Genomic DNA, 25,335 nt, shown 5'->3' with positions numbered 1-25,335 from the left:
GCGGCGCGCTGCTACCCTGCACGCCCGTTTCCAGCCCCCCGGTGCCCATGCAATCGCGTCGTTTCCTGCAGGTCGATGTTTTCTCCGCACGCGCGGGCAACGGCAATCCGCTGGCGGTGGTCCTGGATGCGCAGGGGCTGGACGAGGCCGCCATGCAGGCCATCGCGCGCTGGACCAAGCTGCCGGAGACGACCTTCGTCTTCCCGGCCCAGGACGAAGGCGCCAGCTACCGGCTGCGCATGTTCGCTCCGGAGAAGGAGGTGCCCTTCGCCGGCCACCCCAGCGTGGGCACCGCGCACGCGGTGCTGGCCGCGGGCCTGGCCGTGCCGCGCGACGACGTGCTGATCCAGGACGGCATCGCCGGGCGCCTGCCGCTGCGGGTGGAGACCATCGACGGACGCCAGCGCATCGCCATCCGCGTGCCGCGCGCCTCGCTGGCCGAGGTGGTCGACCCGGCCGATGCACGCCTGGCGCCGGCCATCGCCGGCTGGCCACTGGGCGCGCTGCCGCCGGCGCTGATGGACGGCGGCCGCAAGTGGTGGGTGGTGGAACTGGCCGACGAGGCCGCGTTGCGCGGCCTGACGCCGGACTGGGACGCGATCGCCACCCTGGCGAAAGGCTCCGGCGCGATGGGCGTGTTCGCCTATGCCCGCGCGGCCGGCCAGCCCGACTACCAGCTGGCGGTGCGCGCCTTCGTCGGCAACGGCCGCCGCTTCGAGGACGCGGCCTCCGGCGCGGCCAACGCGGTGCTGGCGGCCTGGCTGGACCAGCGCGGCGCCCTGCCCGGAAGCGGCGGGCGCTATGTCGCAAGCCAGGGCCGCGAGGTCGGCTTCGACGCCCTGCTGGAACTGGCCATCGACGCCGCCGGCGAGGTGTGGTCCGGCGGCCAGGTGCAGACCGTGGTGCGCGGCACGCTGGACTGGTGAGGCCCACCTTGCGCAGCGGACGGACCGATCCACCGGCGCACTCCCCGCCCCGGCCCGGTTTGCCGGACAATGCGCCGCGCGCGGCCCGCCCCGGCCGCGGCATCTTCACTGCCCCACATCGGCCAGCGGGCCAGGATGACCGGCGACATGAGTGAGAACACGCGCAAGGCGACCGGCACCATCGAACGCGCGCTGGATGTCCTCGAGGCGATCGGCACCTCGCCCAAGGGCGTGACCTTCGCCGAGATCGCCCAGCAGGTGCAGCTGCCGCGCACCACCGCCTACCGCATGCTCAGCGGCCTGATCGAGCGCAACCTGGTCCGGCGCGAGTCCACCCGCCGCGCCTACCGGCTGGGTTTCGGCGCGCTGCAGCTGAGCCGCGAATCGCATCCGGCGCCGCAGCTGGTCGTGGCCGCCAACATCGAGCTGAACTACCTGCGCGCCATCACCGGCGAGACCACCAGCCTGTGGGTGCGCGACGGCCTGGAAGTCATCGCGCTGGAACGCGCGCGCGGCGCGCACCGCTCGCAGGGCGACACCCACGTCGGCCAGGGCCGGCTGCTGCACGTCACCGCGGCCGGCAAGGCGCTGCTGGCGGCCATGCGCACCGGCGAGCGCAATCCGCTGCTGTCTCGGCTGCCGATGACGCCGTTCACGCCCAACAGCGCGACCAGCCGCGAGCAGGTCAACGCCATGATCGCCACGGTCAAGGAGCGCGGCTACGCCATCGACGACGAGGAAAGCCGCCTGGGCGCGCGCTGCGTGGCCGCGGTGATCCGCGACATGCAGGGCGTGGTCCGCGGCGCGCTGAGCCTGTCCGGGGCCACCGAGCGCTTCACGCCCGAGCGCATGGCCGCCTTCGGCACCGAGCTGACCGAGGCGGCCCAGCGCATCGGCGAACGCCTGGCCGGCGCCGTCGAGGTCACCCATGACGACCAGGTCGGCACGCGTGCCCGGCCCGCCCGCCACTGGCGGCGATTTCGCCACCTGGTCGGCCGCGCGCAACGCCTGGTACTGGATCGACACCGCCACGGCCACCCTGCACCGCGCCACTCAGGAAGAGGACCAGCGCATCGCCACGCTGACGGTGGCCGCGCGCGGCCTGCACGCCACGCCGATGGGCCTGGAAGTGGTGCATGCCGAGGGCATCCTGCGGCTGGATTTCGACGGCCAGCCGGCGGCACGACAGCTCGACCGGCGCGGCCAGCCCGCGCCGATCGCGGCCTGCGTGCAGCCCGACGGTCGCGAGTGGCAGGTCACGCCGGATCCGGCCGGCGGCTATCGCATCGCGACCTGGCTGCACACCGGCATTGCCGTGCCGGGCTGGCGCATCGACGACCGCATCGACGCGCTGTGCTGGAACCCGGCCGGCACGCGCCTGTTCGCCGCCAGCGCCACCACCGGCACGCTCTACGAGATGCGCCCAGGCGATGCGCGCATCCGCCGCCTGGCCGTGGTACCCAAGGCCTCTGGCGAGGTGCGCAGCCTGGCGGCCGACGCGCAGGGCGATGTCTGGGTCGCCCTGCACGGCGGCTGGGCGGTAGCGCGCGTCTCGGCCGAAGGCGGATGATGCAGGAGGTGGTCGGGCTGCCCCTGGCGTGGCCGACCAGCGTTGCCGTGGGCGGCAGCGATGGCCAGCAGCTGGCGATCACGATCGCCGCCGGCCCCGATGCTGCCGAGCCGCACGCCGATGCTCCGGAAACCGGGCTCTACCTGCTAGAACGGCCGGCGCCGGCGAAGTAATCGCGCACCGCGCGGCGCATCCACCAGCAGTGTTCTTCGCCGGAGTGCGGTGGATGCGGACCTGTTGACGTCATGCGCTGCGTGGTGAGCACCACTTCGCCGCCCAGCCTCGATCCGGTCGGGCGCGGCTCCTCGGCTCGGTCCGCCATCCATGGCGGACTCGCCGCCGCGGACGATCCCTGGCCCGCTCTCCGCGCACCCGACCGGGTCGAGGCTCCGCGAGCGTAACGATCAGGACTTCTTCCAACCCTAAGGCCTCGGGCAGCGCTCTGCCCCCTCCCTTTCGCCGCAGGCGAAGGGGAGGGCCGGGGTGGGGTGCTTTTTGCTGTTGCTCTTGCTTCGGTGGCTTGACCGGTAAAGCCCTGACCCCTCCCCATCCCTCCCCTGCGCTTGGCGCAAGGGAGGGGACCTCAAGTCGATGCCTTCCCGTGACTGATCGCATTTGGCGCAAGGAAGAAAGTTCGAACGACCGCGCAAACCGAAGCGCCATGACCTGACGCGCGCAGCAGCGGGCCGGCGGGCGGGGGCCGCGACGAGCGAGGCAGGACGCCGAGCGCCCGAGTCAGGGCAGGATGCCCTGATCGAGGGAAAAGCGGCCCCCGCCCGCCGGACCGCTGCCCTCCGAAGCCAAAGCACACACACGCCTCAGTCATTCCAGCGCCCAGTCCAAAAAACAAAAGGGGCCACAAGGGCCCCTTTCGCCTGCAGATGTCGATGCAGCGTTTTCAGTTCTGCGCGGCCACCACATCCACACGCACGCGAATGCGATCGCCCGGGTTATAGGCAGTGCGGGTCTGATAGGTCCGGCCGGCATATTCGTAGGTGACGTTGTAACCCTCCACCTCGCCTTCGTAACGCTGGTCGGACACCGGCTCGCAGACGCGCACCGTGCCGCGCTCGGTGTGCGAGTTGTCGTAGACCGACTGACCGGCCGCGGTGCCGGCGGCGGTGCCCACCGCGGTGCCGATCACCCGGCCCGTCCCGCCGCCAAAGCGACTGCCGACCACGGCACCGAGCACACCACCGGCGATGGTCGCCGCGATGCGTCCGCCCGGAGTGGCCTGGCGCTGGCCATTGCCATCGTAGTAATCGCCGCCGCGCGCATAGGCATCGTCGGCATCGCGGTAATAGCACCTGCTGCTGCGGAGGAGGCGGCGCGGCGATGATCGGATCGACCCGCACCACGCGCGCATAGTCGTAATTGCCGCTGTCGCGGCCGTCGTAATAGTCGCGGCTGTTGGAGGCGTAGCCATCGCCATAGCGCTGCGCGTAGTAGTCCGCATAGCGCGACTGGCCGGACGCCGGCGCGATGCAGGTCACACCGATCAGGAACAGGCCGAGCGTGGAGCGGATCATATGGGCGGTCTCCGGCGCCGGATCGGCGCACGCGCATCGTCGAGCCGCCGCGGTGAGCCGGTCCTGAACCCGGCCGGCGGCCTGCCGCGCGTTCAACCGCGCGACAGGCCCTTTTCTGGAACGCCAGACAGACTCAGCCGGCGAACTCGGTCTCCAGGCTCACCGGCACCGCCTTGAGCGCCTTGGACACCGGACAGTTCTCCTTGGCGTTCTCGGCGATCTCCTTGAACTTGGCCGCGTCGATGCCCGGCACCACGCCCTTGACCTTCAGGCGGATGTGCGAGAGCGCGGGGCCGCCTTCCATGGACAGGTCCACTTCGGCGCGCGTGTCCAGCGAGGTCGGCGGCGAGCCGGCCTCGGTCAGCAGATTGGACAGGGCCATGGTGAAGCAGCCGGCGTGCGCGGCGGCGATCAGTTCCTCGGGATTGGTGCCCTTCTCGGTACCGAAGCGGCTGTTGAAACCGTAAGGCGTGTCGGACAGCAGCCCGCTCTGCGGCGTGGACAGCTTGCCCTTGCCAGACTTCAGGTCGCCTTCCCAGTGTGCGGTGGCCGGACGCGAGATACCCATGCGATGTGCTCCTGTGTGCTTGAAAGTGACCCGCAGCCTAAGCGCCACGATGTAAGCGCACCGTGCCGGCCGCGCACAGGCCATCGCGCAGTGCGGCAAAAACACGCGAGACGTTGTTTCCCCCCTGACCTCCGATCGCTTTTTTGTGGGAGCCGCCATGGCGGCGATGGGCTTTATCGGCAAGGCCACATCGCCGCCATGGCGGCTCCTACACTGGGGCTCGACACCTTCAGAAGCGTCACCGGGAGCTCGCCCACGCGCCTTTGGTCGAGAAAACACGAAAAAACCGCGAAAAAAGCCGAATTCCTCTTGGCTGGGCCCGCGCCTTGCCCTACATTCCGCAGGCCGACCGTTCGGCCAGTACATCCACCAACACGGTACACAGGACACATATGGCAAAGACCACCAAGAAGGTAGCGCCGAAGAAGGCCGCCAAGACCGCCGCCAAACCGGCTGCTCCCAAGCCGATCAAGGAGGCCCTGACCAAGTCCGGTCTGGTCGCCCACATCGCCGAATCCAGTGGCGTGGCTCCGAAGGACGTGCGCGCTGTCATGGCTGCGCTGCAGTCGGCCATCCAGGGCTCGGTGAGCAAGAAGGGCGCGGGCACGTTCACCCTGCCGGGCCTGCTGAAGATCAAGACCGTCAGCGTGCCGGCCAAGCCGAAGCGCAAGGGCATCAACCCCTTCACCAAGGAAGAGCAGTGGTTCGCCGCCAAGCCGGCTTCGACCAAGCTCAAGGCCACCTTCATGAAGACGCTGAAGGATTCGGCGGCCGCCTGATTCCTGAAGGCGCCACCGGTTTCACTGCTCGGGACGGCCTTGGCCGTCCCGAGTCGTTTCCGGGCTTCCCGCATCGCGGACAAGGCGCAGCCCGAACGACCGTCTCGCATCGCGCGCCTTGACCGCAGGCTCATCGGCGGCACGCCACGCTTAAGGCACATGCACGCACCTTCCGCCACCACGCCCGCTCGCCGCCTGCGCCGCGCCCTGCTCTGGCTGGTCGCGCTGGCGCTGCTGGCCTGGGCCGCGGGCTGGGCCTGGAACCAGCCCTTCATGCAGACCCCGCGCATGCTCTGGCGCGTGACGCGCATGCCGCCGGCGCAGGCGCTGCCGGTCCCGGTCGAAGGCGTGCGCGCCACGCGCATCGCCGCCACCTTCGGCGCGCCGCGCGGGCGCGACCGCACCCACGCCGGCGTGGACATCTTCGCCGCCCGCGGCACGCCGGTGCGCAGCGCCACACCGGGCGTGATCGTCTCGATTCGCGATGGCGGCCTGGGCGGGCGCCAGGTGTGGGTGCTCGGACCAGGACGCGAGCGCTACTACTACGCGCACCTGGACGACTGGGCGCCCGGATTGCGTGAAGGACGCAGCGTCCTGCCCGGCGACCTGCTCGGTTTCATCGGCACCACCGGCAACGCGCGCGGCACGCCGCCACACCTGCACTACGGCATCTACGGCGCCGATGGCGCGCGCGATCCGCTGCCGGCATTGCGCGCCTGGCGCCCGCCGGAACACTGAGTCGCGCCCCACCGGCTCGCGCGACGGCGCGCGGATACCTACCTTGGCCACTCGCACTTCGCCTCGTGACCGCCATGCAGGACCCTCGCCCGCACCGCTATCGCATCACCATCACGCCAGTCGAAGACGACGGCTACCCGTGCCGCGACCGCTGCAGCATCGAATTCGAGCATCGCGCCAGCCAGGACTGGCTGCGGCTGATGCACCAGTCGCAGCGTCACCGTCAGCTCAGCGCGGACGAGCGCGCCGCCACCCTGGTGGCCAGCCGCGTGCTGCGCGATCTGGCCCATCGCCATCGCGATGCGCAGGAGGACCCGTTCGCGCCGCTGGAGCCGGCGCTGGACCGCTTCATCGCCGGGATCGACCCCAACCGCTAGCGCAGGCCGCGCGTACACTGCGCGCCACCGCCACTGCCCGATCCCGCCATGCGCCTGCTGCTGCCCTTGCTGCTGTGTCTGCTGCTGGGCAACTGTTCCTGCAGCCGCAAGCCCGAGCCGCAGGCCGAGCTGGCCACGACCGCCGCGCTGCCGCAGGCCGGCACGCGCACGGACGATCAGGCCGCGCTGGCCAGGCGCCAGGCGCTGGACGCGCAGCAGCAGGCCCACCTGCTCGAAGCCGCCGGTGTGCTCCACGCCTACCTGGCCGACATCGCCTCGGGCCGGCTGGACCAGGCCGATGCGCAATGGACCGGCGGCAAGCCGGCGCCGGTGCCCGACGATGCCGCGCTGCGCGCGCTCGGCCCGCGCACCATGCGCATCAACAGCGACGCGCCCAAGCCGCTGGACCCGGACCAATACCCCTCGCGCAGTCTGGAAATCCCCGTGCATCTGCAGGTCGCCGATGCGCAGGGCCGTGTGCAGCGGTGGGACGGCTGGTACCGCCTGCGTCGCAAGATCGGCAACGACGGCTGGACGCTGTCCAGCGCCTCGATCCGCCCACAGCTCGATTGAGGCCCGGTTCACCCGATGTGCTTAAGGTGTGCCTGGCCTCCAGCCGCCTCTCTCGGACGTTTCCATGCAGGCTCTCTTCGCCCACCGCATGCGCGCCGCCCTCGTCGCCACGGCCCTGGTGATCGCACCGATCACGGCCGCGTCGTGGGCCCAGGCGCAGTCCTCCAGCCAAGCGCCTTCCAACGAGCTGTCCGTCAGCGCGACACAGGTGCAGGGCTTTCTCGAGCATGAGTTCCCGCGCGATTTCCAGGCGCTGGGCGGCCTGCGTCTCGATGACCGCCAGCAATCCGCAGCTGCGCATTCCGCCGGGCAGCGACCGGGTCCAGATGCAGTTCGACGCCAGCGCCAGCGGCAATCCGCTGGGCCGGGTCTGGCTGAGCAGCGGCCTGCGCTACGACCCGCAGGCGATGACGCTGTACCTGGACGCGCCCACCGTGGATCGCGTCGCGGCCACCAACGGCGGCGAACTGCACGAACGCGATCGGCAGCTGGTCAGCCTGTTCCTGCAGGACTACGCGCGCAGCGAACCGCTGTACCGCCTGGATCCCAAGCTGTTGGCCAGCCTGGGCGACGTGCGTGTGCAGTCCGCGCGCGTGCGCAATGGCCGCATCGTGGTCCAGTTCGACCAGCCCGTGGGCATGCCGGATCTGAGCGATGCGCCCTGACCCGATGCGTCTGCGCATGCTGATGCTCGGCCTGCTCGCGGCCGGAATCGCGACGCTGGCCGCCTGCGATCCGGGCAAGGATCGGCAGGCGCGTTCTGGCGACGCCCCTCCCGCGACCAGCGCGCCGACGCCCGCCACGCCGCCGGCGTCGGTGCCGAGCGATTCGCAGACCGAAGACGCGCTGGCCGAACCGCCGCCGATGCAGGCCGCAGAAGCCGCTACACCTGGAGAACCAACCGCCGAAAGCGCGCAAGACACCGTGCGTCGCTACTACGCGGCGATCAACGCGGGCGACTACGCAGCCGCCTATGCGCTCTGGAGCCGGGACGGCGCGGCCAGCCGGCAGCCCTTCGACGTCTTCGCCAAAGGCTATGCCAAGACCCGCCAGGTCGATGCGCGTGTCGGCCAGGCCTTCGATGCGGAGGGCGCGGCTGGTTCGCGCTATATCCAGGTGCCGGTCGACCTGGCCGCATTGCAGGCCGATGGCAGTACGCGGCACTACAGGGGCAGCTTTACCCTGCGTGCCGTGATGGCAGACGGCGCGCCGGCGAAGGACCGGACCTGGCATCTGGATTCAGCGGATCTGGAAGGATACGAGCCTTCGGCACGAGGCGACGAACGCTGATCGCCTCATCGTGCGAGTAGCTATCTTCTTTAATTAAGTCGTGACCTCGTTGTAGAGCGGAGCTTGCTCCGCTGCATTTCGGCCGGATCTTGGGAAAGCCCCAGCGGAGCGAGCTCCGCTCTACAGACGGGCGCGCGACCCGAAGGCCGCGCCCCGTTTTCTTCTCGATTTCGAGCTGTCAGTTCGCCAGCGCTTCCGCGATCGCCTTGCTGAAGGCCGGGATATCGTCGGGATTGCGGCTGGTGATGATGTTGCCGTCGACCACCACCTCGCGGTCTTCCCAGGTGCTGCCCGCATTGGACAGGTCGGTCTTGAGCGAACTCCACGAAGTCAGCTTGCGTCCCTTGGCCAGGCCCGTTTCCGCCAGCAGCCAGGGGCCATGGCAGATCGCCGCCACCGGCTTGTCGTCGGCGGCCACGGCCTTGATGAAGTCCAGCGCGGACGACTCGCGGCGCAGCGTGTCGGGGTTGATCACACCGCCCGGCAGCACCAGCGCGTCGTAATCGGACGGCTTGGCCTGGTCGAGCTGCTTGTCGACCTTGACCGAGTCGCCCCAGTCCTTCTGGTCCCAGCCGCGGATGCTGTCCTTGCCCTTGAGCGAGATCACCTCGACCTTGGCGCCCATTTCCTCCAGGCGACGCTTGGGCTCGGTGAGTTCGGACTGTTCGAATCCATCGGTGGCGAGCACGGCGATGGTCTTGCCAGTGAGCGTGGTCATGAGCGAAGGCTCCGTTGAAGAAAGGAACCCCATCTTCGGCGCCGCGCCGTTCGAGGCCTGTCGTTTCCTGGTGGCGATGTCTCGACGCGACGCGAACACGCGCCGCATTCAGCTCATATGCCAGCCATGGCTGACCAGGAAGCTCTGCCCGGTCAGCGCGTTGCTCGGGTATTCGCACAGGAACTTCACCATCGCGGCCACGTCCTCGACCGTGGTGAAGGTGGCATCGACCGTATTGCCCAGCATCACGCGCTTGATCACTTCTTCCTCGCTGATGCCGAGGCTGGCGGCCTGCTCCGGGATCTGCTTCTCCACCAGCGGCGTGCGCACGAATCCCGGGCAGATCACATGGCTGCGCACCCCATGCGGCCCGCCCTCCTTGGCCAGCGTGCGCGACAGGCCGAGCAGGCCATGCTTGGCGGTCACATAGGCCGACTTCAGCGGCGAGGCCTCGTGCGAATGGGCCGAGCCCATGTAGATCACCGTGCCGCGCTTGCGCGCATACATGCCCGGCAGTACGGCCTTGGTGGTGAGGAAGGCGCCGTCCAGATGGATGGCCAGCAGCTTCTTCCAGTCCGCGAAGGGAAAATCCTGGATCGGATGCACGATCTGCACGCCGGCATTGGCGACGCAGGATGTCCACGGGACCCAGTTCCTGCACGACCCGGTCGATGCCGGCATCGACCGCCGCTTCGTCGGTGACGTCCATCGCCACGCCCAGCGCCTGGCCGCCCTCGGCCTGGATCTGCGCGGCGGTGGCCTGCGCACCTGCCTGGTTGAGGTCGGCGATGGCCACGCGCGCCCCGGCCCGGGCCAGGGTCTGCGCCAGGGCCTTGCCGATGCCGCTGGCCGCGCCGGTGATGACGGCCACCTGGCCTTGGAGGGACTGGGTCACGGGGCAACCTCGCAGGGAACGGGCCGCCAGTGTGCCGCAGGCGCGGGCCCTTCAGCGTTGGTCGAAAGGGCAATTCCTCCGGGCCTGCCTCATGGCTACAGCGTGAAGCGGTAGCTGAACTTCACCAGCAGCTGCTCGTCCTCGCGCAGGCGCAGCGCATCGCCCAGCAGGCGGCCGACCGGATCGCTGCGGTCGGTCTCCTGGTAGCCGCCGCGCGCGTAGACAATGTACAAGTCCGACATCGGTGCGACCTCGTAGCGGTAGCGCACCTGGAAGCCCAGGTTGCGCACGCTGAAGTCCGGCACGGCCTCGTCGGTGCGCAGCGGCTGGGTGTTGGCCAGCACGCGGTAAGCGCCCTTGGCCTGCGCCTCGATGGCCAGCGCCTGCAGCTTCACGCGCAGCTCCTGGCGGTTGGCCAGGTTCCAGGTCAGGCCGGCGTTGAGATGCCATTCGCGGCCGTTGTACAGGCCGACCAGGTTGTCGCGCTGCCAGATCGACCAGGCCGGCGAATGATCCGCATAGCCGCCCAGGTAGAGGCTGAAGTCGTCGTTGACGAAATAGGTCGCCGTGTAGTCCGCGCTGTAGTTGAGCGCGCCTGCGTCGGTGATGCTGCCGCGCCGCGCCCACAGCTCCACCTCGTGCGCCCAGCGTCCCTTGCGCGGGCGGCTGTATTCGTAGACCAGCTGGGTATTGAAGGGCTGCTGCACCGAACCATGGCCGCGCGTGAGCAGGTCGTCCACGCCGGCATCGTTGAAGTTGACCTGGATGAACTCCTCGCTGCCATCGCGCACCTCGCCCTGGCGGCTGATCCGCAGCTGCCGGTCGAGCATCTCGCCGTGGTCGTTGTTGACCTGGCTGATGCGCCAGCGCCAGTCCTTGGAGGCATAGCGCGACTGCGCCGGCTGCTCGGGGAAGCGCTTGCGCACTTCCCAATGGCCGTAGTTGAGGCTGTTCTGCGACAGGTAGCCGGCGTCGTTGAGCTGCAGATCGCTGCCGAAGTGCATGGCGATCCACTGCTGGCGCCAGCCGTGGTCCATCTCGTAGTCGGCCCACAGCGTGCCGCCGCCATCGCGCGTGGTCTGGCCGGCCTGTCTGATCTGGCTGCCGAGCAGGCGCGTGCGCACGTTCCAGCGCGCGTTGGGGCGCCAGTTGTGGTCCACGCCCAGCACGGTCGCCTCGCGATCCAGCCATGGGCGCTCGACCTGGGTCAGCATCAGGCCCAGGTTCTGCGTGCTGAAGTCGCGCACCAGCCGCAGCGCGCGGAAGCTGCGCCCGGCCTCGCCGTCCTCCTCGGCCACGAACACGCCGTACTTGGTCGCGCCCAGGCTGCCGTTGACCTTCACCGCGGCGTTGATGTCGGCCGCGCCGCGCCCGTCGTCGGAAGGCCCGCCGATGCGCCGGGTATACAGCAGCTGGCTGAAATCGGACGGCGTGGTGAACTCGAACAGCCCCTGGTTCTCGGTGAAGAACGGGCGCTTGTCGCTGACATAGGTCTCGGTGGCGTCGAAGTTGACCACCAGGTCGTCGCTCTCGACCTGGCCGAAGTCCGGGTTGAGGGTGGCGGTCATCTGGAACTGGCCGCTGGGCTTCCAGAACACGTCCACCCCGCCCTGTACATCGGTGCCGCCGTGCACGTTGTCGTACAGGCCCGAGATGTACGGGGTCACGGCCAGCAGCGACTGCTGGTAGTCGGTGACCTCCACGACCGCGAAGTCGGACAGGAAGCGCGGCCGCTCGAAGCTGGCCACCGGCCAGGCGGCGCGCTCGCCGGTGGCACCGATCACGCGGTCCAGGTAGAGCTTCATCCGCCGCTTGCCGCCGCTGGCCTTGTGCATCGGCGCGATGTACCAGGGGATCAGCATCTCCACCGACCAGCTCTGCTCGTCCGCGCTGACCGCGTGCTGCCAGTGGCCATCCCAGTCGGTGTTGAAGTGGTTCTCGTTGGTGACCACCGCATCGTTGATGCCGTCGGTGGAGGACACCACGAAGTTGTAGCCGGTGCGCCCGTCGCCGTCGAAGTCCACCATCAGGTTGATCCGGTCGACCTGGTCCTTGAAGTCGCGCCGCACCTTCTGCAGGGTGCGCGGCACACCGGGCGGCTGCACCGCACGCACCGCCACCGCCAGGCCCTCGGGAGTGGCCAGGATCCAGGCCTCGGTAGGCTGGCTGCCCGGTGCGCCGGTCAGCGGCTGCACCTGGCGGAAGTCGGTGATGTGCTGGGCGCCGGCCCATTCCGCCGGATCGATCCGGCCATCGATCTGCACCGCGCCGGCGGGCGCCGCCAACGCCATCGACACGCTTGCCGCCAATACCGAGCCACGCATGGTCCTGCTTCCTTCTGAGCCTGAGGGGCCGATGGCCGCCTTCGGGTGCGTATGTTGGGAAGCTTGTCAGCGCGTGCCGACTGGCATTGGTCATTGCAACCTTTTGTCCGCCGCGTGCATCCACGGCCATGGCGCGTTGCATGCGCCGCTCCGCGCGCGGCCGCTTGCAGCCCGCGCGCGGACTGCCTCAGCGCTTGGGCTGGAGCATGGTCCCGGTGCAGTTCTTCGAGCCGCAGCGGCAGGCCCAGATCTTCTTCAGCCGCGGCGTGTGCCGCTCGGCCAGGGTGATGCCGTAGTTGTAGGTCAGCTCTTCGCCGGGCTTGATGGCGCGGATGGCCTCGATGAATACCTTGTCCTTGGTGCGGTCGTCGCCCTCGGCCTCTTCGATCAGGGCCTCGCAGTTGGGATTGCAGCTGTGGTTGATCCAGCGGGCGCTGTTGCCGCCGCGGGCGCCGTCGATGACGTATTCATCATTAAGTGTGAACAGGAAGGTATGGCCGCTCTCGACATCGCCGCCTTCGTCGGCATCCACCTGCGCGTGCGTGCGCAGTTCGCCGCGGTATTCGATCAGCCGCTCCCCCTTCTTGATCGGGGCCACGGCGAACATGCCGTTGCCATGGATGGCGGACTTGCGGGTGGCGATCTTGCGCGGCATCGAGGCATCCATGAAGAGGGTCGTCCCGCATTGTCGCCTCGCGCCGCAGTTCGTGCCACTGCATGTCGAGCGTCTGCGCAGCAGCGCTGCTCGGGATGGCCTTCACCCGTCGGTGCGAGGCCCTTACAAGCGTCGTCGCCGAGCCCAAGCTCGTCGTTCCAGCGAACGCGGGAACCCAGCGACTTTCTCGCGGACGGCACAGGGCACGGAGGTCCGTGCGTCGCTGCAATGGGCAGCTGTTGCTTTGGCTCTTCTTCCGATCACAGGCGGCGGCGTGTAAGTGCGCCTGCTGCAGTGGAGTGAGTGAGCCTGCTTCGGAAGGGCAGCGGTCCGGCGGGCAGCGGCCGCTTTTCCCTCAATCAGGGCATCCTGCCCTGATTCGGGCGCTCGGCGTCCTGCCTCGCTAGTCGCGGCCGCTGCCCGCCGGCCCGCTGCCGCGCGCGTCACGTCACAAGGCTTCGGTTTGCGCGGTCGTTCGAGACCGTTGCCCATGCGCAGAGCGCGATCAGTGACGGGACGGCTTCGACTTGAGGCCCCCTCCCTTTCGCCATAGGCGAGGGGGAGGGATGGGGAGGGGTCGTGGCTTTCCCGGTCAAGCCACAGAAGCAAGAGCAAAAGCACCCCACCCCGGCCCTCCCCTTCGCCTGCGGCGAAAGGGAGGGGGCAAGGCGCTGCTTGATGCCTTCGAGTAGGAAGAAGTCCTGATCCATCCGCCGCAAGGCGCCGCCTTGCGCTGGGGCTCCGGCATCGACGGTGCCGCGGTCCCGGACCACTCGGCTTCCATGGTGCAGCCAAGCTGTACGCGCCCATTGTTTCACGCGGTCTGGGGTTTGAGTCGCGCGGCGGGAAAGCGTACAATTTCGGTCCAATTTCATCCGTCGCCCCTGCGTGGGCGCCCCGCCACCATGCTGCGCGTCACCAAGCTCACCGATTACGCCACCGTCCTGTTGACCGTCCTGGCCAACCGCAGCGGCGAAGTGCTCAGCGCCACGGAGCTGGCCGAGGCCTCGGGCCTGGAGGCCACCACCGTCAGCAAGGTGCTCAAGCCGCTGGCCCAGGCCGGGCTGGTAGAAGGCCTGCGCGGCGTGCACGGTGGCTACCGGCTGGCCCATGCGGCCGGCGACATCAGCCTGGTGCAGATCATCGAGGCCATGGAAGGGCCGCTGGCGATCACCGAATGCAGCCAGCACGACAGTCAGTGCGGCATCGCCCAGCGCTGCGGTGTGCGCGCCAACTGGCGGCTGATCAACGACGTGGTGGCCGACGCGCTGCGCGGCATGACGCTGGCGCAGATGCTGCAGCCGGCCGCCCCCTCCCCCACTCCCGATACGCGCCGCCGCCCCATCGCCGTGCGCGTGGACAACTGAACTGTAGGCAGCCCCCATGGCCACCGAAGCAACCCAGGTTCCCGCCGCCCCCGTCCGCAACGCCGAGATCGTCGAACAGCTCGGCCGCCGCTACGAGGCCGGCTTCATCACCGAGATCGAGTCCGACTCGCTGCCGCCCGGCCTGAGCGAGGACATCGTCCGCGCGCTGTCGGCCAAGAAGGACGAGCCGCAGTGGATGACCGACTGGCGGCTGGCCGCCTATCGCCACTGGCTGACCATGCCGGTGCCGCACTGGGCCAAGCTGAAGATCGCGCCGATCGACTTCCAGGCGCTGAGCTATTACTCCGCGCCCAAGGGCCCCAAGTACAAGTCGCTGGACGAGGTGCCCCAGGAGCTGCTGGACACCTACGACAAGCTGGGCGTGCCGCTGCATGAGCGCGCCAAGCTGGCCGGCGTGGCGGTGGACGCGGTGTTCGACTCGGTCTCGGTCGGCACCACCTTCCGCAAGGAGCTGGCCGAGAAGGGCATCATCTTCTGTTCGATGTCCGAAGCCATCAAGGAGCATCCGGAGCTGGTCAAGCAGTACCTGGGCTCGGTCGTGCCGGTCGGCGACAACTACTTCGCCGCGCTGAACTCGGCGGTGTTCTCCGATGGCAGCTTCGTGTTCATCCCCAAGGGCGTGCGCTGCCCGATGGAGCTGAGCACCTATTTCCGCATCAACGCCGGCCACACCGGCCAGTTCGAGCGCACCCTGATCGTGTGCGAGGACAAGGCCTACGTCTCCTACCTGGAAGGCTGCACCGCGCCGATGCGCGATGAGAACCAGCTGCACGCCGCGGTGGTCGAGCTGGTCGCGCTGGAAGATGCCGAGATCAAGTATTCGACCGTGCAGAACTGGTACCCGGGCGACGAGCAGGGCCGCGGCGGCATCTACAACTTCGTGACCAAGCGCGCCGAGTGCCGGGGCGCGCGCAGCAAGGTGACCTGGACCCAGGTGGAGACCGGTTCGGCCATCACCTGGAAGTACCCCTCCTGCGTGCTGCTGGGCGACGACTCGGTGGGCGAGTTCCACTCGGTCGCGCTGACCCACCATCGCCAGCAGGCCGACACCGGCACCAAGATGATCCACGTGGGCCGCAACACCAAGTCCAAGATCGTCTCCAAGGGCATCAGCGCCGGCCGCGGCCAGAACACCTACCGCGGCCTGGTGCGCGTGGACCGCTCGGCCGAGGGCGCGCGCAACTACACCCAGTGCGACAGCCTGCTGATCGGCAAGCAATGCGGCGCCCACACCTTCCCCTATATCGAGGTGAAGAACCCGGGCGCGACCGTCGAGCACGAGGCCACCACCTCCAAGATCAGCGACGACCAGCTGTTCTACTGCCGCGCCCGCGGCATCAGTGAGGAAGACGCCGTGTCGATGATCGTCGACGGCTTCTGCAAGCAGGTCTTCCGCGAGCTGCCCATGGAATTCGCCGTGGAAGCCAAGAAGCTGCTGGAAGTGTCGCTGGAAGGCTCGGTGGGCTGACGCCCTTGGGGGCCGGGAATCGGGAATGGGGAATCGGGAATCGGTTCTCGCCCGGTGCCTAGCCGCGACGCCTCTGCTTTTACCTATTCCCTATTCTCAATTCCCCATTCCCATGCTCAAGATCGACAACCTCCACGCCGCCGTTGCCGGCAAGGACATCCTCAAAGGCCTCTCGCTGGAGGTGAAGCCGGGCCAGGTGCACGCCATCATGGGCCCGAACGGCGCGGGCAAGTCCACGCTGGGCAACATCCTGGCCGGCCGCGAGGGCTATGAAGTCACCGAAGGCAGCGTGCGGTTCGAAGGCGCCGACCTGCTGGCGCTGGAACCGGAAGAGCGCGCCGCGGCCGGCGTGTTCTTGGCCTTCCAGTATCCGGTCGAGATCCCGGGCGTGAACAACACCTACTTCCTGCGCGCCGCGCTCAACGCCCAGCGCAAGGCGCGCGGCGAATCCGAGCTGGATTCGATGCAGTTCCTCAAGCTGGTGCGCGAGAAGCTGGCCGTGCTGCACCTGAAGGACGAGCTGCTGCATCGCGGCGTCAACGAGGGCTTCTCCGGCGGTGAGAAGAAGCGCAACGAGATCTTCCAGCTCGCCGTGCTGGAGCCGAAGCTGGCGATCCTGACGAGACCGACTCGGGCCTGGACATCGACGCGCTCAAGGCCGTGGCCGAGGGCGTCAACGCGCTGCGCAGCGCCGGGCGCTCGTTCCTGGTCATCACCCACTACCAGCGTCTGCTGGACTACATCAAGCCGGATGTGGTGCACGTGCTGGCCGACGGCAGGATCGTGCAGACCGGCGGGCCGGAGCTGGCGCTGGAGCTGGAAGCCCACGGCTACGCATGGCTGAAGGACCGCGTGGCGCCGGAAGCGGCGGCATGAGCACGCTGCTGGACTCCCTGGCGTCCGCCTTCAGCGGCGATGCCACGCGCCGCGCGGTGCTGGACGACGCCCTGGCCGCCGGCCTGCCGAGCCAGCGCGACGAGGCCTGGAAGTACACCTCGCTGCGGGCGCTGGAGCGCCGCCGCTTCGCGCCGGTGGACGCCGCACCGCAGGTCGATGCCGCGCTGCTGGCGCATATCCCCGCCCCGCGCCTGGTGTTCGTCAACGGCCGCCATGCCCAGGCGCTGTCCGATCTGTCGGGTCTGGACGAAGGGGTCAGCGTGCAGCGCCTGTCCGAGGCGCTGGCCGAGGGCAGCGATGCCGCGCGCTTCCTGGCACGCCGCTTCGAACGCAACGACGAGGTCTTCGCCCGGCTCAACGCCGCGCTGGCCAGCGAAGGCGTGCTGCTGCGCGTCGAGGCCGGCGTGCAGGCGGACACGGCGCTGCAGCTGGTCTTCATCGGCGCGGCGGAATTGGACAGCCCGAACCTGGACGTGGGTGCGCCTGCGCGGGACGCGCATGTCGACCGCGCCTGGCATCTGCGCAACCTGATCGAACTGCGCGCCGGCGCGCGCCTGCGCGTGGTCGAACACCATCTCGGCGCCGGCGAGCACGCACACCTGGCCAATGCGCTCACCCATGTCCATCTGGCGCAGGGTGCACGGCTGGTCCACGCCCGTGCCCAGCACGAATCGGACAAGGCCACCAGCCTGCTGCGCACCGACGCGGTGCTGGCGCGCGATGCGCGCTACACGCGCGTGGACCTGGAGCTGGGCGCCGCGCTGTCGCGGCACGAGCTCAACGTGCGCCTGGAAGGCGAGCACGCGCGCCTGGACGCCAACGGCGTGCTGCTCGCCGGCGGGCGCCGCCACGTCGATACGCGACTGGGCATCGACCATATCGCGCGCGACACCAGCTGCGGCCTGACCTGGCGCGGGCTGGGCGCCGGCCGCGGCCGGGCCGTGTTCCATGGCGGCATCCTGATCCGCGAGGGCGCCGACGGCACCGACGCGCGCCTGTCCAACAAGAATCTGCTGCTGTCCGACACCGCCGAGATCGACACCCAGCCGGTGCTGGAAATCCATGCCGACGAAGTGCAGGCCGCGCACGGCGCCACCGTGGGCCGGCTCGACGCCAATGCGCTGTTCTACCTGCGCTCGCGCGGCCTGCCGCAGGCCGACGCGCAGCGCCTGCTGACCGCCGCCTTCTGCCGCGAGCCGCTGGCCGTGCTCGAGGACGACGCGCTGATCGGCCAGCTGACCGCGATCCTCGACCTGGCGCTGCGCCAGGCGGGCGCCGCATGAGCAAGCACGAGAACAGCGGCAGCGCCGGCGTGCGTCCGGAAGAGTCCGGCCAGGCCCAGGGCGTGGACTGGGACCGCATCCGCATGGACTTCCCGCTGCTGACGCGGGCGGTCAACGACAAGCCGCTGATCTACTTCGACAACGCCAACACCGCGCAGAAGCCGGTGGAAGTGATCGCCGCGGTGGACGGCTTCTACCGCCGCCAGAACGCCAACGTCAGCCGCGCCGTGCACGCGCTGGGCACCGAGGCGACCGACGCCTACGAGGGCGCGCGCAAGACGCTGGCGCGCTTCCTGGGTGTGCGCGGCGACGAGCTGATCCTGTGCAGCGGCACCACCTTCGCGCTCAACCTGGTGGCGTATTCCTGGGCGTTGCCCACGCTCAAGGCCGGCGATGTGATCCTGGTCTCGCGCATGGAGCACCACGCCAACATCGTGCCGTGGCAGCTGATCGCCCAGCGCACCGGCGCGACGATCCAGGTGGCCGAGATCCTGCCCGATGGACAGCTGGACCTGGACGCACTGTACAAGGCCATGACCCCGCAGGTGAAGCTGCTGGCGGTGGCCCACGTGTCCAACGTGCTGGGCACGGTCAACCCGGTGCGCGAGATCTGCAAGGCCGCGCGCAAGGCCGGCATCGTCACGGTGGTGGACGGCTCGCAGGCCGCGCCGCACATGCCGCTGGATGTGGCCTCGATCGGCTGCGATTTCTACGCGGTCACCGGCCACAAGATCTGCGGGCCCACCGGCACCGGCGCGCTGTGGGCGCGCCGGGCGCTGCTGGAGGCCATGCCGCCCTTCATCGGCGGCGGCGAGATGATCAAGGAGGTCAGATTCGAGAAGACCACCTTCAACGAGGTGCCGCACAAGTTCGAGGCCGGCACGCCCAACATCGCCGGCTTCGTCGGCCTGGGCGCGGCGCTGGACTATCTCGACGGCGTCGGCATGGCCGCGATCCGCGCGCGCGAGGCGCAGCTGCTGGCGCATCTGACCGAGGAACTGCAGCGCATCGAAGGCCTGCGCATCTTCGGCACCGCGCCGGACAAGGCCGCGGTGGTGTCGTTCCTGATCGACGGCGCCCACGCGCACGACCTGGCCACGCTGCTGGACCTGGAAGGCGTCGCCGTGCGCTCGGGCCAGCACTGCGCCCATCCGCTGCTGCAGTACTTCGGCGTCGCGGCCACGCTGCGCGCCTCGCTGGCCTTCTACAACACCCATGAGGAGATCGAAGCCTTCGTGGCCGCGCTGAAGAAGGCCCGCACGCTGCTGGGGTGAATGTGGGTGGGAGCAACTGTCTTCTCAAGTCCCGCAGCGGCCTGCCTGTAGAGCGGAGCTTGCTCCGCTGGGGCCTTCCCACGAACCGACCGAAGAGCAGCGGAGCAAGCTCCGCTCTACCGGTGGGAGCCGCCATGGCGGCGAGTGGGTCTACCGGTAAAGCCCCATCGCCGCCATGGCGGCTCCCACGAAGCCGCCGGCCTTTTACAATGGGCCGATGACCACACTGACCTTCCGCAACGCCACCCTGGACGACATCGAGGCGATCACCGCACTGGTGACCTCGGCCTATCGCGGGCAGGCCAGCCGCGCCGGCTGGACCACCGAGGCCGACCTGCTCGACGGCCAGCGCATCGATCGCGAAGTGCTGGCCGGCGACCTCTGCCGCGCCGACAGCCGCGTGCTGCTGGCCTATCGCGACGACGCGCTGGTCGCCTGCGCGCACGTGGCGCGCGAGGGCGATGCCGGCTATTTCGGCATGTTCTCGGTGCGCCCCACCCTGCAGGGCGCCGGCATCGGCAAGGACGTGATGGTCGAGGCCGAGCGCATCGCCCGCGAGGAACTGGGCGTGGAGGTGATGCGCATGAGCGTGATCGATGTGCGCCAGAGCCTGATCGCCTTCTACGAGCGCCGCGGCTACGTGCGCACCGGCACCTTCAAGCCCTTCCCGTACGGCGATGCGCGCTTCGGCACGCCGCTGCGCGACGACCTGCGCTTCGAGGTGCTGGAGAAAGCCCTTGTCTAGGAGCCGGCCGTGAGCGAGACCTGGACCTTCGTCTGCGCCACCGAGGAGCTGCTGCCGGGCGAGATGCGCAGCGGCTTCGACGAGGTCACCGGCGCGCCGATCGTGGTGTTCAACCTGGACGGCGACCTTTACGCGCTGGAGGACCGCTGCAGCCATGCCGAATTCGAGCTTTCGGCGGCGGGCTCCTTCGACGCCGAGACCGGCAGCATCGAGTGCGTGCTGCACGGCGCGCGCTTCGATATCCGCGAAGGCGTGCCGCTGTGCGGGCCCGCCTATGCGCCGGTGCCCAAGTTCCCGGTCAAGGTGGAACACGGCGGCGTGTGGTCGCGCGACGACCGCGACTGACCGCTCCAGGGTTCTGCACCGTACCGGACCGGCCATGCGCCGGCCTTTTCATTTCACCGTGATGCTGGCCCCGCGTTTCGCCGGCCTGCACCGAAGCCGATCACCGCTCCCGCAAACGCGCGACCACCGCCACCATGAGGATCGCCACGACGGTGATGCCGGTGGCGACATAGCCGATGCTGGCCAGTCCCCATTGCGGGATCACCAGGCCGCCGATGACCGCGCCCAGCCCGGTCCCGGCGTTGGCGGCCGAGACGTTCAAGGTGCCGGCCAGCGCCTGCGCATGCGACGCGGACTGCATCACCCGCACCTGGCAGATGGGGAATAGCGCGGTGTAGGCGATGCCCCACAGCGCGAGCGCGCCCGCCAGCGGCCCAGCGGAGCCCGCCAGCGGCACGCTGGCCGCCATGCCCACGCCGAGCAGCAGCGCGAAGGCCGCGGTCGCGCCCAGCGGACTGCGATCGACCAGGCGCCCGCCCAGCCAGTTGCCGAGCAGGCCGATCGCGCCGAAGCCCATCAGCCACCAGCCCACATGCGCCGGCGCCACCCCGGCGATGCGCTCCAGCAGGTCGGCCAGATAGGTGTAGGCGGCGAACATCGCCGTGAACACGACGACCGACAGCACGACGTTGGCGACGAAGAACGGGTCCTTGAGGATGCGGGTCTGCTCGGCCAGGCGCAGCCGTTCGGGCCTGGCCACCCTCGGCATGAAGACGGTCAGGGCCAAGGCCATCAGCAGCGACAGCCCGGCCAGGATCCAGAAGGTGCCGCGCCAGCCGATCGCATCGGCGGCAAGCGTGCCCAGCGGAATCCCGAACAGCAGCGCGGCGGAGATGCCCAGATACACCTGCGACACGGCACGGCCCGCGCGTTGCGGCCCGACGATCTGTCCGGCCGTCTCGCTGGCCGTGCCCCAGAACACCGGCAGCGCCAGCGCCGGAATGAACCGCGCCACCGCCAGCACCCACACGTTGGGCGCGACCGCCGCCAGGGCGTTGGACGCCGCGAAGATCAGCAGGATGACGACGAACAGCCGCTTGCGTTCGACATGCGAGAGCAGCGCGGTCAGCACCGGGCCGAACAGCATCACCGTGAAGGCGAACAGCGTCACGAGCTGACCAGCGGCGGAAATCGAGATCTCCAGGTCGCGGGCGAGCCCCGGCAGCAGCCCGACGATCAGGTACTCGGTGGTGACGATGACGAAGGCGGCCACCGCGAGGATGACGATCGACAGACTGCCGCGACCCGCCGGAACGGCCGCGTTCGGAGGGGAAAGGGAAGACATGGAGATGAGGCTCCGGGTACCAGATGTGGTCCTGCCAGCTTATTGGCGAACCAGATTCCAATCCCGGATCATTTTTCAACCTAATATGGACTCAATTTCCATAATCCGGGCACGGCAGATGATTCCTTCCGAGCGCCTCAAGGGCATCGAAGCCTTCGTTGCGACCGCCGACGCAGGCAGCTTCACCGCAGCCGCCGAGCGTTTGAACCTGACCAATTCGGCCGTCAGCAAGAGCGTGGCGCGCCTGGAAGACCGGCTGGGCAGCCGCCTGTTCGAGCGCACCACGCGCCGGCTGGCGCTGACGGACGCCGGCACGGCGTTCTATCGCACCTGCGTGCGCGTGCTCGCCGACCTGGAGGAGGCAGAAGCCGTCCTGGCGGCCCAGCGCCATGAGCCGGTGGGCCGCCTGCGGCTGGATGCGCCGGCGGCGTTCGGCCGGCTGCAGGTCTGGCCGCTGCTGCTGCGGTTCGCGCAGCAGCATCCGCACCTGCGCCCGCATGTCTCGTTGACTGACCGCTTCGTCGACCTGCTGGAGGAAGGCATCGACGTCGCCGTCCGCATCGGCGGTCCGGATCACTGGCCGGCGTCGCTGGGGCACCGCTACCTCGGCAGCGAGCGCCTGATCTTCTGCGCCTCGCCCGAGTACCTGGCGCGCAGCGGGGCGCCGGCGTCGCTGGCGGACCTGTCCCGCCACGACACGGTGCTGTACGGCAAGGCCGACGGCTCCACCAGCCCCTGGCTGATTGCGCACGACGCCGGCGCGGTCGAGCGACGGACCATGGAGGGCCGGATCGTCGTGGGCAGCGGCGAGGCCCAGGTCGCCGCGGTCAAGGCCGGCTGCGGCATCGCGCAGCTGGCGACCTGGCTGGTGCGCAAGGACCTGGCCTCCGGTGCGCTGGTGCCGATCCTGCCGGACCACACGACCGACGGCCTGCCGCTGAATCTGGTCTGGCCCGTCGGCCGGCAGTTGTTGCCCAAGGTCCACACCATCCTGGACGTGCTCGCCTCGGAACTGCGGATCGCCTAGTCGCGCGCTGCGTCTCGACGGCCGCACGCGGGGGATGCAGCTCACATCGCACGACGAGCCGAGCTGAACGGTTGTGAATACAAATCGTTCTCATTACAATCACGGCCCGTTAAGGAATGCGCGCCAGGCCTGGCCCGGGCCGCCTTCCGCCTCACGCGATGCCGTCGCTCCCCGGTTGGTCTTGGGGCCTGGTCGCGTGTGGCCCCGCACTCCCGTCAGCCGTCGCCAATGGGGGAACCAATCTTCACTTCATTGGAAGCACCGCTGACATGTCGCACATCCGTTCCCGCAAGCACCTTCCGGGCGCCCGCCCGCTGACCGCCGCCGCCCTGGCCACCTCGCTGGCGCTGGCCCTGCCGGGCACCGCCCTGGCGACCGACGGGATCGACGCGCCGGGCGCGTCCGCCGACCAGCAGCGCGACCACGACCGGGACGAGCACGATGGCCAGCGCCATCACCGCGGCGACGCGCGCACCCTGGACAAGATCGACGTGCACGGCTCGCGCATCCAGGCCAAGGCCGTGGCCTCGCCCAAGTTCACCCAGCCGCTGCAGGACACGCCCCAGACCATCCAGGTGATCACCAGCGACCTGTTCAACCAGCAGGGCGCCACCACCCTGACCGAGGCGCTGCGCAACTCGCCCGGCGTGGGCGCGTTCTATGCCGGCGAAAACGGCAGCACCAACACCGGCGACGCCATCTACATGCGCGGCTTCGACAGCTCCAGCAGCATCTTCGTCGACGGCGTGCGCGACCTGGGTTCGATTTCGCGCGATGTGTTCAACATCGATCAGATCGAGGTCGAGAAAGGACCGGCGGGCACCGACAACGGCCGCAGCGCGCCGACCGGCGCGATCAATATGGTCAGCAAGCGCGCCACCCTGCACGACGCGGTCTCCGGCACGCTCTCCGGCGGCACCGATGATCAGCGCCGCGGCACGGCCGACTGGAGCCAGACGCTGGCCGGCGGCCTGGCGCTGCGCCTCAACGCGATGTGGCAGGACAGCGATGTGCCCGGCCGCGACCACGTGGAGAACAAGCGCTGGGGCCTGGCGCCCTCGCTGGGCTTCAACCTGGACGGCGCCACGCGCGCATGGTTGAACCTGTACTACGTCAAGCAGGAGAACGTGCCGGACGGCTTCGTGCCGACCATCGGCCTGCCGGGCTGGACGCCGCAGCCGGGCCTGGCGCAGCTGGCCGGCCACCCGGTCGATCCGGAGAACTTCTACGGCACGCGTCTGGACCACGACGATGTGGAAGCCAAGCAGGCGACGTTCATCCTCGAGCACGACTTCTCCGACACGCTCAAGCTGACCAATACCGCGCGCTGGGGCGAGACGACGCAGGACTACCTACTCAGCGCCTTCATGACCACCGGCGGCACGGCGGCCAATCCCCTGGCCGGCAACATCAAGTGGACCAATCCGGGCGACCTGTCCACCTACACGGTCGCGCGCAGCCTGCCGACCTTCAAGGACCAGCGCAACAAGATCATCACCGACCAGCTCAACCTGCGCGCGGACTTCGCCACCGGCGCGGTCGTGCACAACCTGAGCACCGGCCTGGAGCTGACCCGCGAGGAGCAGTTCAACCGCAACTTCGGCACCACCGGCAGCCTGCCGGCGGCCAACCTCTACAACCCGGACTGGAATGCCGTCGGCACGCTGGCCTGGTACCACAACGGCACCGGCAGCTACGGCAAGACCGACACCGCCTCGGTGTACGCCTTCGACACGCTGAAGTTCGGCGAGAACTTCCTGCTGACCGGCGGCGTGCGCTTGGACCATTACAAGACCGAGTACCAGGCCAGCGCCATCTGCAACAACGGCACCGGCCGCAACGCGGTGCCGTGCAACGGCGCGCCGGTCGGCAGCGGCGTGACCACGGTGGACACCGACACTAGCGATACGCTGTTCAACTGGAAGCTCGGCGCGGTCTACAAGGCCGGCGATGCGGTCAGCCTGTACGCCAACTGGGCGCTGTCGCAGCAGCCGCCGGGCGGGGCCAACTTCGCCCTGGCCGCGGCCGACGGCGCGGCCAACAGCATCAATGCCGATCCGCAGAAGGCCAGGACTTTCGAGGTCGGCACCAAGTGGGCCGTGCTGGACAACCTGGCGCTGAACCTGGCGCTGTTCCAGACCGATGTGACCAACGAGATCAACGCCAACGTGCTGGACGAGTTCGGGCATCCGACCCAGACCGGCGAGAAGAAGGTCAAGGGCGTGGAGCTCTCGGCGGTGGGCAACATCACCGACAACTGGAGCGTCTCGGCCGGCTATACCTCCATGTCGACCAAGGTCACCGAGGGCCCGTCGATCAGCGCCGACGGCACGCCCAACCTGAGCTACACCCCGGACGACGCCTTCACCAGCTGGACCAGCTATCGCTTCCCGTTTGGCCTCACCATCGGCGGCGGCGTGCGCTACTCGGGCCAGATGCACCGCGGCAGCGACGGCGCGGTGGGCACGCCCAAGTACGCCAAGTCCTACACGGTGTACGACGCGGTGGTGTCCTACGACCTCTCGCGCAACTTCAGCCTGCGCCTGAACGGCTACAACCTGTTCGACAAGGACTACGTGGCGGCGATCAACAAGAGCGGCTACCGCTACACTCCGGGCACGCCGCGCACCTTCCTGCTCAGCGCGGACTTCCGCTTCTGACGGGCCAGGCCTGACGCCGCT

At 69.1% G+C, this 25,335-nt stretch carries 23 protein-coding genes and 4 pseudogenes; 19 read left to right on the top strand and 8 right to left on the bottom strand.

The genetic code is table 11. The annotated features are described in order from the left end of the window. Positions 1-47: 47 nt before the first annotated feature. The 4 genes and pseudogenes from ACFJIT_RS04390 to ACFJIT_RS04375 all read left to right on the top strand — a co-directional run bounded on the left by ACFJIT_RS04390 (position 48) and on the right by ACFJIT_RS04375 (position 2,669). Positions 48-926, top strand: coding sequence for a PhzF family phenazine biosynthesis protein (locus ACFJIT_RS04390; RefSeq protein WP_379655161.1), 879 nt, complete (start codon positions 48-50; stop codon positions 924-926). Between the two features lie 69 nt (positions 927-995). Next, a pseudogene (locus ACFJIT_RS04385) lies at positions 996-1,760 on the top strand (IclR family transcriptional regulator); the annotation flags it as partial. A gap of 94 nt (positions 1,761-1,854) precedes the next feature. Then, a complete protein-coding gene (locus ACFJIT_RS04380; RefSeq protein WP_379655160.1) occupies positions 1,855-2,496 on the top strand; it encodes an SMP-30/gluconolactonase/LRE family protein in 642 nt (213 codons plus the stop codon). Beyond that, positions 2,496-2,669 (top strand): hypothetical protein, encoded by a 174-nt coding sequence (locus ACFJIT_RS04375; RefSeq protein ID WP_379655811.1) that lies wholly within the window; start codon positions 2,496-2,498, stop codon positions 2,667-2,669. The genes ACFJIT_RS04380 and ACFJIT_RS04375 overlap by 1 nt, the downstream gene beginning before the upstream one ends. A 725-nt stretch (positions 2,670-3,394) precedes the next feature. Here ACFJIT_RS04375 and ACFJIT_RS04370 read toward each other — a convergent pair. Further along, a pseudogene (locus ACFJIT_RS04370) lies at positions 3,395-4,025 on the bottom strand (glycine zipper 2TM domain-containing protein). A gap of 133 nt (positions 4,026-4,158) precedes the next feature. After that, positions 4,159-4,593: an OsmC family protein gene (locus tag ACFJIT_RS04365; protein WP_379655159.1), complete on the bottom strand. Its 435-nt coding sequence runs from the start codon at positions 4,591-4,593 to the stop codon at positions 4,159-4,161. A gap of 392 nt (positions 4,594-4,985) precedes the next feature. Here ACFJIT_RS04365 and ACFJIT_RS04360 point away from each other — a divergent pair, with 392 nt between their 5' ends. The 6 genes from ACFJIT_RS04360 (at position 4,986) to ACFJIT_RS04335 (ending at position 8,350) form a co-directional block, all read left to right on the top strand. Then, positions 4,986-5,372 carry an HU family DNA-binding protein gene (locus ACFJIT_RS04360; protein WP_130520907.1) on the top strand — a complete coding sequence of 129 codons (387 nt, stop codon included), beginning with the start codon at positions 4,986-4,988 and terminating at the stop codon, positions 5,370-5,372. 159 nt (positions 5,373-5,531) lie between these two features. Then, complete coding sequence (locus tag ACFJIT_RS04355; protein ID WP_379655158.1) at positions 5,532-6,110, top strand: M23 family metallopeptidase; 579 nt, start codon at positions 5,532-5,534, stop codon at positions 6,108-6,110. 74 nt (positions 6,111-6,184) lie between these two features. After that, positions 6,185-6,487, top strand: coding sequence for a DUF3861 family protein (locus ACFJIT_RS04350; RefSeq protein WP_228257949.1), 303 nt, complete (start codon positions 6,185-6,187; stop codon positions 6,485-6,487). A 48-nt stretch (positions 6,488-6,535) separates the two neighbouring features. Further along, positions 6,536-7,060 (top strand): hypothetical protein, encoded by a 525-nt coding sequence (locus ACFJIT_RS04345; protein ID WP_379655157.1) that lies wholly within the window; start codon positions 6,536-6,538, stop codon positions 7,058-7,060. 227 nt (positions 7,061-7,287) lie between these two features. After that, complete coding sequence (locus ACFJIT_RS04340; protein ID WP_379655156.1) at positions 7,288-7,725, top strand: hypothetical protein; 438 nt, start codon at positions 7,288-7,290, stop codon at positions 7,723-7,725. Beyond that, the gene (locus ACFJIT_RS04335) at positions 7,715-8,350 is read left to right on the top strand and encodes a hypothetical protein (RefSeq protein WP_379655155.1); all 636 of its coding nucleotides are present in this window, start codon (positions 7,715-7,717) and stop codon (positions 8,348-8,350) included. The genes ACFJIT_RS04340 and ACFJIT_RS04335 overlap by 11 nt, the downstream gene beginning before the upstream one ends. Before the next feature lie 178 nt (positions 8,351-8,528). Here ACFJIT_RS04335 and ACFJIT_RS04330 read toward each other — a convergent pair whose 3' ends face one another. The 5 genes and pseudogenes from ACFJIT_RS04330 to ACFJIT_RS04310 all read right to left on the bottom strand — a co-directional run bounded on the left by ACFJIT_RS04330 (position 8,529) and on the right by ACFJIT_RS04310 (position 12,942). Beyond that, positions 8,529-9,068, bottom strand: coding sequence for a type 1 glutamine amidotransferase domain-containing protein (locus tag ACFJIT_RS04330; protein ID WP_130520916.1), 540 nt, complete (start codon positions 9,066-9,068; stop codon positions 8,529-8,531). Positions 9,069-9,176: 108 nt separating this feature from the next. Further along, entirely contained in the window at positions 9,177-9,683 is a 507-nt protein-coding gene (locus ACFJIT_RS04325; protein ID WP_379655154.1) for an SDR family oxidoreductase, read from the bottom strand. 76 nt (positions 9,684-9,759) lie between these two features. Then, positions 9,760-9,939 (bottom strand): annotated as a pseudogene (locus ACFJIT_RS04320) (SDR family NAD(P)-dependent oxidoreductase); the annotation flags it as partial. A gap of 119 nt (positions 9,940-10,058) precedes the next feature. Further along, positions 10,059-12,287: a DUF5916 domain-containing protein gene (locus ACFJIT_RS04315; protein ID WP_379655153.1), complete on the bottom strand. Its 2,229-nt coding sequence runs from the start codon at positions 12,285-12,287 to the stop codon at positions 10,059-10,061. A gap of 187 nt (positions 12,288-12,474) precedes the next feature. Beyond that, complete coding sequence (locus ACFJIT_RS04310) at positions 12,475-12,942, bottom strand: SET domain-containing protein (RefSeq protein ID WP_130520923.1); 468 nt, start codon at positions 12,940-12,942, stop codon at positions 12,475-12,477. Positions 12,943-13,847: 905 nt separating this feature from the next. Here ACFJIT_RS04310 and ACFJIT_RS04305 point away from each other — a divergent pair. The 7 genes and pseudogenes from ACFJIT_RS04305 (at position 13,848) to ACFJIT_RS04275 (ending at position 20,342) form a co-directional block, all read left to right on the top strand. Continuing rightward, on the top strand, positions 13,848-14,309 hold the full coding sequence (locus ACFJIT_RS04305; RefSeq protein WP_130521192.1) for an SUF system Fe-S cluster assembly regulator: 462 nt from the start codon (positions 13,848-13,850) through the stop codon (positions 14,307-14,309). A 16-nt stretch (positions 14,310-14,325) separates the two neighbouring features. Then, entirely contained in the window at positions 14,326-15,798 is a 1,473-nt protein-coding gene (sufB, locus tag ACFJIT_RS04300) for a Fe-S cluster assembly protein SufB (protein ID WP_340649121.1), read from the top strand. Positions 15,799-15,910: 112 nt separating this feature from the next. Further along, positions 15,911-16,674 (top strand): annotated as a pseudogene (gene sufC / locus ACFJIT_RS04295) (Fe-S cluster assembly ATPase SufC). After that, positions 16,671-17,978, top strand: coding sequence for a Fe-S cluster assembly protein SufD (gene sufD, locus ACFJIT_RS04290; RefSeq protein WP_379655152.1), 1,308 nt, complete (start codon positions 16,671-16,673; stop codon positions 17,976-17,978). Before sufC ends, sufD begins: the two are co-directional and overlap by 4 nt. Before the next feature lie 83 nt (positions 17,979-18,061). Next, entirely contained in the window at positions 18,062-19,252 is a 1,191-nt protein-coding gene (locus ACFJIT_RS04285; protein WP_379655708.1) for a cysteine desulfurase, read from the top strand. A gap of 217 nt (positions 19,253-19,469) precedes the next feature. Beyond that, on the top strand, positions 19,470-19,997 hold the full coding sequence (locus tag ACFJIT_RS04280; RefSeq protein ID WP_379655151.1) for a GNAT family N-acetyltransferase: 528 nt from the start codon (positions 19,470-19,472) through the stop codon (positions 19,995-19,997). Positions 19,998-20,006: 9 nt separating this feature from the next. Further along, entirely contained in the window at positions 20,007-20,342 is a 336-nt protein-coding gene (locus ACFJIT_RS04275; protein WP_379655150.1) for a non-heme iron oxygenase ferredoxin subunit, read from the top strand. Positions 20,343-20,442: 100 nt separating this feature from the next. Here the strand turns inward: ACFJIT_RS04275 and ACFJIT_RS04270 are convergent, their stop codons facing one another. Beyond that, positions 20,443-21,627, bottom strand: coding sequence for an MFS transporter (locus ACFJIT_RS04270; protein WP_379655149.1), 1,185 nt, complete (start codon positions 21,625-21,627; stop codon positions 20,443-20,445). Between the two features lie 118 nt (positions 21,628-21,745). Here ACFJIT_RS04270 and ACFJIT_RS04265 point away from each other — a divergent pair, with 118 nt between their 5' ends. Together ACFJIT_RS04265 and ACFJIT_RS04260 are read left to right on the top strand one after the other, a co-directional pair. Then, entirely contained in the window at positions 21,746-22,654 is a 909-nt protein-coding gene (locus ACFJIT_RS04265; protein ID WP_379655148.1) for a LysR substrate-binding domain-containing protein, read from the top strand. Between the two features lie 269 nt (positions 22,655-22,923). Beyond that, positions 22,924-25,314 carry a catecholate siderophore receptor Fiu gene (locus ACFJIT_RS04260; RefSeq protein ID WP_379655147.1) on the top strand — a complete coding sequence of 797 codons (2,391 nt, stop codon included), beginning with the start codon at positions 22,924-22,926 and terminating at the stop codon, positions 25,312-25,314. Positions 25,315-25,335 lie beyond the last annotated feature (21 nt).

The organism is Pseudoxanthomonas sp. UC19_8, from assembly GCF_042700505.1.
Taxonomy (GTDB): domain Bacteria; phylum Pseudomonadota; class Gammaproteobacteria; order Xanthomonadales; family Xanthomonadaceae; genus Pseudoxanthomonas_A; species Pseudoxanthomonas_A winnipegensis.
Note: the sequence above shows the minus strand (reverse complement) of the source record. Positions and strands in the feature narration are given on the sequence as shown.